The 12,122-nt window shown below is 54.8% G+C and carries 15 protein-coding genes; 6 read left to right on the top strand and 9 right to left on the bottom strand.

The features are described 5' to 3' along the window. On the top strand, window positions 1–1,430 hold a 1,430-nt coding region (locus VI895_15150; GenBank protein ID HLG21135.1), incomplete at its 5' end, for an AIR synthase-related protein. Between the two features lie 2 nt (window positions 1,431–1,432). After that, window positions 1,433–2,806 (top strand): amidophosphoribosyltransferase, encoded by a 1,374-nt coding sequence (purF, locus tag VI895_15145; protein ID HLG21134.1) that lies wholly within the window; start codon window positions 1,433–1,435, stop codon window positions 2,804–2,806. Here purF and VI895_15140 read toward each other — a convergent pair. From VI895_15140 to VI895_15115, 6 genes are all read right to left on the bottom strand, one after another. Further along, window positions 2,800–3,567 (bottom strand): zinc-ribbon domain-containing protein, encoded by a 768-nt coding sequence (locus tag VI895_15140; GenBank protein ID HLG21133.1) that lies wholly within the window; start codon window positions 3,565–3,567, stop codon window positions 2,800–2,802. The genes purF and VI895_15140 overlap by 7 nt on opposite strands. A 230-nt stretch (window positions 3,568–3,797) precedes the next feature. Beyond that, window positions 3,798–4,643, bottom strand: a complete 846-nt coding sequence (gene cpaB / locus VI895_15135; GenBank protein HLG21132.1) for a Flp pilus assembly protein CpaB — start codon at window positions 4,641–4,643, stop codon at window positions 3,798–3,800. A gap of 23 nt (window positions 4,644–4,666) precedes the next feature. Then, window positions 4,667–5,407: a hypothetical protein gene (locus VI895_15130; protein HLG21131.1), complete on the bottom strand. Its 741-nt coding sequence runs from the start codon at window positions 5,405–5,407 to the stop codon at window positions 4,667–4,669. After that, window positions 5,388–6,860 carry a hypothetical protein gene (locus tag VI895_15125; GenBank protein ID HLG21130.1) on the bottom strand — a complete coding sequence of 491 codons (1,473 nt, stop codon included), beginning with the start codon at window positions 6,858–6,860 and terminating at the stop codon, window positions 5,388–5,390. The genes VI895_15130 and VI895_15125 overlap by 20 nt, the downstream gene beginning before the upstream one ends. Beyond that, window positions 6,857–7,258 (bottom strand): hypothetical protein, encoded by a 402-nt coding sequence (locus VI895_15120; GenBank protein HLG21129.1) that lies wholly within the window; start codon window positions 7,256–7,258, stop codon window positions 6,857–6,859. Before VI895_15120 ends, VI895_15125 begins: the two co-directional genes overlap by 4 nt. Window positions 7,259–7,389: 131 nt before the next feature. Beyond that, a complete protein-coding gene (locus VI895_15115; protein HLG21128.1) occupies window positions 7,390–7,557 on the bottom strand; it encodes a hypothetical protein in 168 nt (55 codons plus the stop codon). Window positions 7,558–7,696: 139 nt separating this feature from the next. On the opposite strand from VI895_15115, the gene surE reads away from it, so the two are divergent. From surE to VI895_15100, 3 genes are read left to right on the top strand one after another with little or no spacing between them, the layout of a single operon-like run. Continuing rightward, window positions 7,697–8,446, top strand: a complete 750-nt coding sequence (surE, locus tag VI895_15110) for a 5'/3'-nucleotidase SurE (protein HLG21127.1) — start codon at window positions 7,697–7,699, stop codon at window positions 8,444–8,446. Next, complete coding sequence (locus VI895_15105; GenBank protein HLG21126.1) at window positions 8,434–9,081, top strand: protein-L-isoaspartate(D-aspartate) O-methyltransferase; 648 nt, start codon at window positions 8,434–8,436, stop codon at window positions 9,079–9,081. The genes surE and VI895_15105 overlap by 13 nt, the downstream gene beginning before the upstream one ends. Continuing rightward, window positions 9,030–9,869, top strand: coding sequence for a M23 family metallopeptidase (locus VI895_15100; protein HLG21125.1), 840 nt, complete (start codon window positions 9,030–9,032; stop codon window positions 9,867–9,869). Before VI895_15105 ends, VI895_15100 begins: the two co-directional genes overlap by 52 nt. A 1-nt stretch (window position 9,870) precedes the next feature. Here VI895_15100 and VI895_15095 read toward each other — a convergent pair whose 3' ends face one another. From VI895_15095 to VI895_15085, 3 genes are read right to left on the bottom strand one after another with little or no spacing between them, the layout of a single operon-like run. Next, a complete protein-coding gene (locus VI895_15095; protein ID HLG21124.1) occupies window positions 9,871–11,004 on the bottom strand; it encodes a DNA recombination protein RmuC in 1,134 nt (377 codons plus the stop codon). 54 nt (window positions 11,005–11,058) lie between these two features. Continuing rightward, window positions 11,059–11,307, bottom strand: coding sequence for a hypothetical protein (locus VI895_15090; GenBank protein ID HLG21123.1), 249 nt, complete (start codon window positions 11,305–11,307; stop codon window positions 11,059–11,061). A 34-nt stretch (window positions 11,308–11,341) separates the two neighbouring features. Next, window positions 11,342–11,500: a hypothetical protein gene (locus VI895_15085; GenBank protein HLG21122.1), complete on the bottom strand. Its 159-nt coding sequence runs from the start codon at window positions 11,498–11,500 to the stop codon at window positions 11,342–11,344. A gap of 170 nt (window positions 11,501–11,670) precedes the next feature. On the opposite strand from VI895_15085, the gene VI895_15080 reads away from it, so the two are divergent. Further along, a partial coding sequence (locus VI895_15080; GenBank protein ID HLG21121.1) for a response regulator occupies window positions 11,671–12,122 on the top strand: 452 nt, incomplete at its 3' end.

The following is a 12,122-nucleotide window of genomic DNA, read 5'->3' as shown; positions in this document are numbered from 1 at the left end:
AGGACATTTTGGTCGGAATTCAGGACATGGGCGCGGCGGGGATCGCCTGCTCCACGTTTGAAATGTCGGCGAGAGGTCGGAGCGGAATGGATGTTCGCCTCGATGAAATTCCGCTGCGTGAAAAAGGAATGAACGCGTGGGAGATTTTTCTCTCGGAGTCGCAGGAACGGATGCTTCTTGTAGCTGCTCCGTCGAACGTGAATCGCGTAAAGGAAATTGCGAGGAAGTGGGAAATTGATTGTGTCGAGGTGGGCACCGTTACGGACACCGGACGAGTCGTGGCGCATTATCACGGCGAAAAAGTCGTGGATCTTCCTGTTCATCCCGTGACCGACGGTGGCCCCTTGTATGATCGGCCTTCCAAACCGCCCGTAAAAAAGACGGCTGTCATCAAGTCCGGTCAGCTTCCTTCGACGAAAGGAATGGAGGAAGCGATATTGAAGCTTCAAGGAAGCCCCAACCTATCGTCGCGATGGTTTGTTTACCATCAATACGACCATACGGTCGGTACGGATACGGTGGTCATCCCCGGATCCGATGCCGCAATCATGCGAATCAAAGGGTTTAATGGAGCCCTTGGAATTACACTCGACAGCAACGCTTATTATTGCGATTCCGATCCGTATCTCGGCATGGTGCACGTCATGGCCGAAGCGGTGCGAAATCTGGCCTGCACCGGAGCGCGCGGAATCGCCGTCACGAACTGCCTCAACTTCGGGAGTCCGGAACTGCCGGAAGTCATGGGGCAGCTGAAGGAATCCATCCGCGGCCTGTCGGACGCCTGTCGGCTTTTTGACACGCCCGTGACGGGCGGAAACGTGAGTCTATACAATCAGACCGGCACGATGAATATCAAACCAACGCCCGCCATCGGTATGATCGGCTGGATGGAGAATCTTCGCCACCGGGTCACAACAGACTTCAAGGCGTCAGGCGATGTGGTAGCCCTCCTCGGTTCGCCGGCGGAGGAAGCTCTTTATCAATCGGAATATGCCCGGAGTCTTCTCGGCCGCGATGATCTGGCTTGTCCGCCGATCGACTTGCAGAGAGAGAAGGCGCTTCAGGAAGCGCTCCTCTCACTCGCTGAGGAGGGCATTCTTTCGTCGGCGCATGACTGTTCGGACGGTGGAATATCCCAAACCATCATCGAGTCGTGCCTGGCAAATTCTTTGAATCCGATCGGTGTTTCGGTCTCGATCCCGTCGGGCTTCCATTCTATTTTGTTCTTATTTGGCGAATACGCCTCTCGCGCGGTCATTTCATTTAGACCCGAAATGCAAAACCGAGTTGAGGCGATCGTCCGGGCGAACGGAATTCGGATGGTCATGATCGGCAAGACGGGAGGGGATCAATTCCGAATCGAAGGGGAATGCAGCTTGCCTCTCACACTTCTAGCGGAGCGACGCGAGTCGTTCTTCAAGGCCTTATAGCCATGTGCGGGATTTTCGGTATCGCGGGGAACAACGAAGCCAGCAATCTCACCTATTTAGGTCTTTACGCCCTTCAGCATCGGGGTCAGGAGTCGGCGGGCATTGTTTCCGCCGATGGCAAGCGCCTGTTCAAGATGCGAAGAAGGTCGCTCGTGTCGGACGCCTTCGACAAGAACTCCATCGAATATCTGCGCGGCCCATGTGCGATCGGGCATGTGCGATATTCAACGAGCGGTCCCAATATTCAGAAAAACGTGCAACCCTTTATCGCCGCAGGTCGTTTCGGAGATCTGGCGATCGCGCACAACGGTAATTTGACGAATTTTCACGCGATTCGAAAACAGTTGGAGGAGCAGGGGGCGGTCTTTCAGTCCACCATGGATACGGAAGTCATTCTTCATCTGGCGGCAATGGCGCCCGGTTCAACCATCCAGGAGAAGATTAAGAACGGGCTTGCGCGAGTGGAAGGAGCCTATTCCCTGGTATTCTTAACGACGAAGGAGCTGATCGCCGTTCGCGATCCAATGGGATTTCGGCCGCTTGCCCTTGGTTGGCTGGGGAAGTCTCCGGTATTTGCATCGGAAACGTGCGCATTTGACCTCATCGGCGCAGCCTACGATCGCGAACTGGAACCCGGAGAAATGATTACGGCGACGATGAAGGGTGAAATATCCTCCATGCGCATCAGCGATCCAAAACGGCCGGGACGCTGTATCTTCGAACACATTTATTTTGCGCGACCGGATTCCACGGTTTTCGGACAGAGCGTTTATGACGTTCGCCGGCGGTTGGGACACGAACTTGCAAGAGAGTTTCCTCTAAAGGCGGACGTCGTCACGCCGGTCCCGGACTCCGGGGTTTACGCGGCGATCGGTTACGCGGAAGAGATCGGAATTCCCCTTCAGATGGGATTTATTCGGAATCATTATGTCGGCCGGACATTTATCGAACCCCAGAAGGCCATTCGGGGATTCGGCGTCAAAATCAAACTGAATCCGGTTCGAAGCATCCTGGCCGGGAAGCGTGTCATAGTGATTGACGACTCGATCGTTCGAGGCACAACCAGCAAAAAACTGATCAAAATGATTCGAGACGCCGGCGCGACAGAAATTTCCATGTTGATCAGTTCTCCGCCGGTTGTCGGCCCTTGTTATTACGGGATTGATACCCCGACCTCGGAGGAATTGATCGGAGCAAATAAATCTTTGGACGAGATTCGAAGATTTATCGGTGCCGATCAGCTTCATTATCTCAGCATGGAAGGCGTCTATCGCGCCGCTAAAGGCGACTCAACGCGGTACTGTGACGCCTGTTTTACGAGAAACTATCTGACATCTATTGAGCATAGAACCGCCGGATCTTCGGCAAATCACTGAGTCGGTCCGCTTCCCTGGGGATTGACGCTTTGAGGCTGTTCATCCGAAGGGGTCGGCGTTCGGTCACGCCAAGGGTCGTAACCGGGTTCGACCGCAGGGAAACCAAATTTGGGGGTTTCCGGTCCGGCGGGGGCATGTTCCAATGGTACGAGAGGAGTCGGTCCGACAGCGGTCGGAGCGCGGAGCTTCGAAAGACCTGGAATCCGAATGTAACCTTCGTAATTGAAATAAAGAAGCGCCATCAAAGAAATCAAAATTAACGAAACGGGCATCAGATATTGGTCAACTGCGGTCTGGGGAGGTTTGTCGGGAGGATAATCGCCCAGATCGCGCCGTGTCAATCGCGGGGGAGCCGACTCTATCTTCGGTGCTGTTTCCGCGGGACGAATGGCCGGAGGAGGAGGGGGAACGGGGGTCGATGATTTCGGCGGAAGTCCCGGAACCGTGCGGACCCGATTTTTCTGTGGAAGCGTGACGATGGGTTCCTGTCCGATGGCTTCTTCGTCCTCAAGATCTTTGTCGGTCAACAATTTATCGACTGTCGCTTCGGAGGGCGATGGAGGGGGCATGTAGATCTCATACCGTCCGTCAGAGACGACACGCTCGACTGTTGGGCGCTCCGCCTGGCTTTCGGCCCCTCTTTTCAAAACGAAGTAATTTAGGCAACGAGGGCAGGTGACCTTTACACCGTTCGGCGTGATCTGCTCGTCATCGAGGCGATATACGGCGTGGCACGCACCGCACTCGAAAGTGAATGGCATAAGTGCATGATATTAAGCCACTTTTTTTCCGTCAAGGCTAGGGGCCTGTCCGGGTATTGGCAAGAACCGCGTTCGGAGCGCCGCGGGGTCAGATGCGAGGCGCCGCGCCGCCCGAACCCTTCGGGCGCATGGAGATTGCGGCCGCCGGCGTTGTTGCTCGCCGTCGCCGATGGTGCACATCGCCTTCCGCCTTGCGCCTAGCCGGCGGCTCGCAAGCCCCATGCGCGCGGTCATTGCGAATACCCGGACAGGCCCCCCGCGTGATCAAAAGTGAGCTTTCCGCCCTTAATAATTTCCACCGTATTGTTCCTTTCCTGCTGCAAGGAATTTCGAAACGCGCTTGCGATGAGTTCGTTTTTCGCAACGAGAGGGAGATCCGTGGGTGTTATATGATCGTCCGGATTCCGGAGGGCGAACGTCAAATCACCGTTTTTTTGAGCGAATGTGATCAAACCCACCTCTTTCGGCAGGACCATGAGAGACACGGTGGAATAGTTCCCTTCGTTCTTATCCGTCGGTTGGCCCACGTCCAGAACGGCCACATTTTGAAGTAACGTCAGGGTTGTCGCGCCGGCCTCTCCCGGAAGCGACGCGGTCGTAATGATGTCGACATGATCTCCGGGGCGAATCGCCTGCCCGATAGAAGTCACGGAACTCACTTTTACAGCCAAGGCGCGATATCCCTTGACGATTCTCCGTGCGGGCCCTGTGGGAGTAAAACCGGTATCCATGGCCGACCAAAGAAGCATCTCACCTCGGGCTACCTGCCGTGTGATGGCATGTCCCATAGCTTGGGAACCGTCGCTCTCAAGCAATACGCCGAGCGGCGTGAACTTCGCAGGTATCGTGGTGAGCGCCAGGTCCCCTTTTGAGATGATATGCCCTTCGTCGAGTTCTTTTGTGGCGACGACGACTTTTCGTGTCGCCATTCCATACCCCAAGTGGCTTTTGTAACTGGAGATGCCGCCGTACAGGAACATGCTTCCGGTTAACGCCAGGATCGCAGGGAACAACCATTGTTTTCGTGGCTCCAACCATTGTTTGACTTTAAGCGTGAATTTTTGAACGTCGAACATTTCAGTCTCCTTTCATATTTCTTTTAGAATGGACATAGCTCGCTTGCAGCCGAGGCCATGGCATCGAGCGCTTGACTGCCTGCCGCCAGAAGGACAAGGCCCGACTTGTTTCCCGCCTCCATCAACTCTTTGATCCCCCAGAACTCGATCGGCAGGCAGGGGTACGAGGTGTCTTTGGTGGCTTCCAACCCCAGGCCATGCGCCAAAAGGTCCCGTTCCTTGAAGTTGTTCCCCGGAATCTCCACCTCCGCATTTTGCGACCGCAGCGAACTCTCCAGCTTGTCAAAGCCACCTCGCGGACTTGTCGGATGGTTGGCGATCTCGTGCGTACCCCACCGGTTAAAAATTTGTCCGGGCAGGTTGTACTCGATGGATAGCTTCTCCCGTTCTCTCGGGTAATATCCGAGAAAAAGAAGGAAGACTGCGGGTAGGGGCAGCACCGCGCCGTTCGTGTCCGTTACCGCGAGCGGAGAAACTCGAGCCGCCGCATCCAACACGCTTGTTCCCGGCGACTCATATTGAATTTCCTGGGTCATTCCGGCCTCGGTAAAAATATCGAGGGCACGCTGCCGGACTTGTTCCATATCGTTTCCCTCATGGCTCTTCGCCATGGCATAGTACCAACCGGCTCGCTCGAGGCGCTCGGATTGATGGAGCATGATGGCGGTCACGCCCGCACCCCATGCGAGCAAAAGAAAAAGAGGCAGCACCAAGAATAACTCGATCCCCCCATGGGGAACCCGTCTAATGCGCCAAATGTGCATCGAGAGTCTCCTTGGCGGGAGGATCAACGGTCAAAGAATCCAGCCAATTATCCAAATCGGAAAGGCCCGAACTTGGCAGTAGCTGGCCGAAATCAACCTGAGGAATATTAAAGTCGGGGAGCTCGATGATGTGGGGGATCTCCAGCCCCATGATATCCCCGAGTACGGAATCGAGATCGGGGATGTCGAAGGGCAACGCGCCTTTCGCCCACGTATGGAGATCGCCGAGCTCAGACGATCCGACCGGAAGAGGGATCATTTCGCCGACGTGGTCCCAAAACTGTTCATGCCGGGTTACTGGGCTTAAGACGGCATGAAACTCCATTTCTTGGAGATTCCCTCCCGCCACTCTTGCTTCGCTTAACGACCACAGATCGGGACGGATGCCGTTGAGACCGCCTCGGGGTAAAAAGTCAGCCAAGATGCTTTTCCGGTCAAGTGTAACAACGGCAACCGTGAGCTTTTGATACTCTTGAAATGCTTGTTTCAGATCGAAAAACGGAGGGAGGCCGAGGTCCGGTAGATAATCGGACGCGTCCTCGCAGAAATTCACGTGATAGGAAACGGCCACCAGCCTGTTTCCTGAATTGCCATCGAGCATCGACCATTGGATCGTGCCGAGTTGGTCCTGCTTCACTTCGATCTCACGATGGCCGAGCACGTGGGTGTTGAACGGAGAAGTCCCTTCGCGCACTTCGTAAACAAAAGTAGCCTCGTCATTCGCATCCATGCGGGACTGCAGCCGATTCATGACAAAACCAAGATCCATTTCCGATTGAATGGATTGCGGACCGGTCTCGTCGCACCGGCTGACCTGGCCGGTGGCAGCGAAGTCGGCTTCTTCTTGTGTCGCATACACATTCCCGCTTTGCCCGCTGCCGCCTTGCGCGATATGCAATTCACTGGATATTGCAGGATTCTCGTTGTCGGGTTTTTCCGGAAAGAGCACCGCCCACTGAATGTCTCGCTCGGGATCGGAACTGGCGAGAGCGTTAGAAAATCGTTCGAGGTTGAATAGCGTGACCGCACGCCGGGGAGCGTGTGCGGCCCACGTTGCAATTTGCTTCTGTTGCTCCTCAGCGTTCTGCCCGAATTTTTTAAGGGATGGATAAAACTTATCGATAGCCTCTTGGACCAAATACTCCGTGGCGCGGAGACAGGGCATGTAAGTCCCCCAAGAAGCCGCATAACAGGCCGCCGTGGTTGCGATTCCAATCGCATAAAGGTACGCGCGTTCTTGCGCAACTTTAATTTTCTGATTGAGAGCCGCGATCGCATTAAGCGCGCGCGCTTGTTCATTAACCGCAATGAGAACAAGCGAATCCGCCTGACGCTGTTGGCGAATCTTCCGGATTCCGGTGAGGAGACGCTCGGCGTTAATTCCGATTAAGAACGCTATCACAAGAAGGATTAGGGCCGCTAACGGAAGAATTTGTCCGCGGTTCCCGTTCACGGTACGCCTCGGTTCGGAATCGGCGTTGTTCGAACATGTGCCGGGATTGAACTCGTCCAGGGGCGCTGAAGCAGGAAGTTCTCTGGAAACAGCCATCCTTCCGGATATTTCAATTCCACAGCGGCGGCGGGAGACGATCCCGGGGCGATGGATGCCGGCGTAATCGGCGCGGGCGTGAAGGGCGAGGTGCGTCCCTCCAGGTTGGCTACCGGATCCATGGTGGCGTCGTTGAAATATTCGACGACTTCCGTACCGCCTTCTCCTACGAACTGACTTCGTGCCGAGAAGAAGCTCGCCTGTTCCGCTGCGCCGAGAAAGAAACCGAATTCCGAGATTTCCACGACGCCGTACACCGCGAGCATGAAGAGCGGCAAGCTATAGAGAAATTGCATCAGCATCAGGCTCTGACCACGCAGGGCGCGTGCCACCCGGCACGAGGGCTAACCCATTGAACTTATAAGCTATTGTTTAATTGGAGAGGAACCCGTTGGTCGCCTTCTCGTCCCAAAGAGTCCGAAAGACGGACAAACTACATCAGAATTCGCCGTTCCGGGGCCTTCACGTAATTCACGCGTGGGCGGGGCTTTTTTTGGATCTGACTTAGGTGCAGAAGGAGCTCCACTTTTCGGCAATAGAGAGCCTGGTCATATTCTTTGTCACAGGTCGAATAGATCGGGCAGTCTTCTTTCTTGCACATCAACAACTCTCCTAAATTCATTCCCACAAGACGCAGAAGGCGTGCCAGCTTGAGTCCCGTCCAAACAATGTCATTTCAACGACTTAGAAGTTCATTCTAGTCCCGCGTTCAGATATGCTTGGGGTATTTGCGTCGCGGTATGCGAATTCTCCTCTCCAACGATGACGGTATCGATGCCCCCGGCATTAAAGCCCTCGAGGAGGCGCTTTCCTCGTTTGGGAATCTGTTCGTCGTGGCTCCGGATCGCGAGAGGAGCGGGGCGGGCCATTCGTTGACGCTCCATCGCCCTCTTCGAATTCACGCTCAGGGGGATCGAAGGTACGCCGTCGACGGCACGCCCACGGATTGTGTAAATCTCGCGATCCGGGAAATCTTGAAAGAGAAGCGTCCGGACATCGTCGTTTCGGGGATCAATCAGGGGCCTAACCTGGGGGACGACGTTATTTATTCCGGAACGGTGGCGGCAGCCTTGGAAGGGGCTCTCATGGGCGTCCCGTCGATCGCGATTTCATTGGCCGTGCAGTCGGAAGATGTTCCAAACTTTTTACCGGCCGCTCATTTTGCGAAGCGAGTGGTCAAGAAGATCCTCGACGAAGACCTGCCGAAAGACGTAATCCTGAATATCAACGTGCCCAATATTACCCAAACGTCCGTCGACCAGTATGAAGTGACGCGTTTGGGAAAACGCCACTTCGCGGATGTCGTGGAAGAGAAGATCGATCCGAGGGGCAAAAAATATTATTGGGTCGGAAGCGAGGAGTTGGGTTTCGACGATATCCCGGGCTCGGACTGCAATGCCATTGCGGCCGGCCGCGTATCCATTACGCCGGTTTTGCTGGATCACACGCACGAACGGTATCTGGAAGTCCTGCGAAAATGGCCGTTGTAAGTTCGCGCCGCTCGCGGGTGATGACCTCCGCGAGCATGGTCGATCAATTCTTGCAAACGCGAGGAATTCGAAATCCGAAGGTTTTGGAAGCGATGAGAAAGATACCCCGCGATCGGTTTGTTCCAGAAGCTTTTCGTGAACGCGCCTATGCGGATCATTCGCTTCCGATCGGAGACGATCAGACGATTTCTCAACCATTCACCGTGGCCACGATGACGGAAGCGCTGGAGTTAACCGGAACGGAAAAGGTCCTCGAAATCGGGACCGGTTCCGGCTATCAGGCGGCCGTGCTAGCCGAGCTGACGCGCTCGGTTTTTTCCATCGAGCGTATTCACCGATTGGCGTCTCGCGCGAGGCGAAATTTGGAAGCTCTCGGGTACCATCGTGTTTCGGTCCGAGTTGCGAACGGTCTTTACGGATGGGCGGAATACGCTCCGTTCGATCGCATCGTCGTTACGGCGGTCTGTCGGGAGTTTCCCTTCATTCTTGCGGAACAACTGATCGAGGGAGGGAAGCTTGTGTTGCCTTTAGCGGAAGAAGAAAAGATCCAAAGGCTTTACGTAATGACCAAACGAGGGAAACAGTGGGGGAAGAAATTTTTGTGCGAATGCAGTTTTGTTCCATTCGTGGTCTGACGGCCGGACTGACGCTCGCCTTTCTCGGTTGTCACGTGCAAGGCGGGGCGATCCACCGCGTGGAATCCGGCGACACACTGGTTCAGATCGCGCACGTCTACGGCGTATCGTTGGAAGAGATTATAGCCGCAAATCGAATTGAAGACCCTAATCATTTGGCACCCGGCGTTAAGCTCTTGATTCCGGGAGCGAACCAAACACGTCGACTCGAAAAAAGCGTGTGGGAGTATGAGGATATCAAAGCCGCCGTGGAAAAGACCGGCCCGATCGGAAATGGGGACGAGGTGGTGGAAAAATCGATTCCGCCGATTGCGGCGCTACCTCAAAAGCAGGAAATCAAGAAGAGTGGGTCTCCTCCGGCGGCTTCAGGCCGGGCGGTGGGTTCGGGCGCATCAGTCGTCCCTTCAAAAAAGGGAGGCCCTCTCATTTTTTCATGGCCCGCCGAGGGTCAAATTGTTTCTTCGTTCGGAAAAAGGGGAGAGAAAATGCACAACGGCGTGGATCTTCGGGTGGACCCCGGCTCGACGATCCGATCGGCGGCGGATGGGAAAGTCGTCTATGAGGGCCGTGGAGTCGAGGGGTACGGAAATCTCGTCATTGTTCGCCATGCTTCCCAATTGTTTTCCGTCTACGCCTATTTGGGAGAGATCTTGGCTCCGAAAGGGACGCCGGTGCGTCGCGGAGATGCGATAGCCAAGGTCCGGCAGGAGGCCGCCAGGGCTTTCTTTCATTTCGAAGTTCGAAGAGGGAAGAAGGCGCTTGACCCAAGAAAACTCCTGCCACCTTGATTTACGAAGACGCCGCCGTAATTTTCGAGACTTTCTCCGGCTCTTCCAAAAGAGGTTCGCTCTCGTCCGTTCTTGTACTCTCCAATTCATCCACGCGAGTTCGAACTTTATCCAATCGGCGATTGCCCTTCTCAAACGCGGAAGATGCGTTCGTGAGATGTTTGCCCACTAAGTCGAAATCCTCCGATAATCGTTGAAGTTCATTCCGGAGCTGCTCGAGAAATTTGAAGATTTCCTCCGCGCGAGCCTCGATGTGCAAGCCCCGCAGGCCCAGGACGATGGCCTGAAGGTATGCATAAAGACTGTTCGGGGATACGGGAATGACACGCCTCTTCAGGGCGTATGCGTTGATGCTTCCTCCCTCGCCGAATTTCTCGTCGCGCAAAATGGCCTCGTAATAAATATTTTCGGCGGGAATGTACATCAGCGCGAAATCGAGTGTTCCTTCATCGGGTACGATGTATTTGGAAGCGATCGAGTCGACATGCTTTCGAAAATCAACGGCGAACTGCTTTCGGTAGGCCTCGCGCTCCGGTTCCGGAACGTTCGCCGCGATCATGCGTTGGAAATTTTCGAGCGGGAACTTCGCGTCGATCGGCACAAGATGATTCTTTGGGAGCCGAATCACCGCATCCACTTTTAGTCCGCTTCTAAAGGAATATTGCATTTCGTAATACGTGCGGGGGAGGATTTGGGACAGAAGTTCCTCCAGAAAAAGCTCGCCTAAATTTCCTCGAAGTTTAGGGGCGCGCAGAACCTCTTGAAGGCGGGCGATTTCCTGGCCGACGTTTTGAATCTGCCGATTTGTTTCTTCAAGGCGAGTGAGACTCTGCTGGACCCGGCCGAACACTTCGGTATTCCGGTCCAAACGCTCACCGACACTCTGGTGCGTGGTCTGAACCAGATGCGACGTTTCTTTGAGCCGCTCGTCCAGACGTTGGTTTAGGCGGCCGATTTCAGAGCTGGTGATGGACGTGACGTCGGCCATCACCTTCGCCATATGTTGATTCAGACCGGTCAGCTGTTGCTGCAGCAGTTCGAGACCGGAGTCCTTCCGTCGGCCGGCAGCCGCAAACCATGCGACTGCCGCGCCAACCAGAAGACCGGTCAAACTACAGAGTATCAGCCATGACACGCGATGATCGTAACGGCATCTTGCATTGTGTCAATGGCAAGGCGGCCTCAGTTATTAGTCGTTGTTTACGCCTTGCGTGAAGTCACCCATATCGCTGGCTTGAGTTTCGGTCGTGCCGATATCGGTCGTCTCATGTTGCTGCTCTTCGCCCTGCAATGCCTTGGCCACGCCGCCGAAGCCGGTTTTCATGATTTTGGACGTTTTGCTCATTACGGCGATGGCTGATATCGCCATTAATGCAACAATGATGAGATACTCCGTCATCCCCTGACCGCGATTGTCTTTGTTCCGTTTGATCGACATTTGAATTCTTCCTTTCTTGGTTAAAACATTTTCCTTATGGAACGGGGCGCCGCAGGAGCTCGTAGCTGGCTTCAAGGCGATGATTCATGGCCTGCTTGAGCCTTTCGGGGATCTTCCAGAATCCGGCAAATACAAAGAGCCAGACCAAGACCAAAAGATATTCCGTTACGCTTTGACCTCTGCGGTTCCTCATCCCGCCGAGACCAATGAGCAACGTGAATGCCAAGTTTGGAGGATGATTGGACGCACGAAAAGCCGCATTTCCGCCGCTGTGCGAAACGATTTTCGGTCTCGCCTACGCCACTTGAACCGGAAACCCTACATTGACACCCGGCTTCCCCTGGCAATAATGGTGCCCCTTTTATGCAGAGCGGGCCGAAAACGATTTTGTGGGTGGACCCCGAGGCGCACCGAAGCGGCCAGCTGAAAAGCGTTTTGGAGGAACTTTTTTATCAAGTCCGTTCCGCGACCAGTGAAAAAGAGGCCGCTCAGATCGTCGGGCACCAAACCCCCGATCTGGTGATTGCCTCGATGGACGGGGAAGCCAAAGGTCAAGATCTTTGCAGACGCTTGAAAGGGCATGGACCTACCCAGCATGTACCGGTCATATTGACGAGTTTGTCGCCGGATGCCGAGGCTCTCTTTTCGCGCCACCAAAAAGAGAAAGGCAAGGCCGACAGTTACATTAAAATGCCGAGCCCGCCCGAGGATGTTGTCGATTTCGTAGAGCGGCTGATCGGCCTGCCCGCTCCGAACGGACACGAGAAAACGGGGGTTTCGGCTTCCGAAACCGGAACCGACGAAGGTTCCACATT

The organism is Bdellovibrionota bacterium (assembly GCA_035292885.1).
In the GTDB taxonomy this organism is placed as follows: Bacteria; Bdellovibrionota_G; JALEGL01; order JALEGL01; family DATDPG01; genus DATDPG01.
This window is presented reverse-complemented; position numbering and strand designations above follow the sequence as displayed.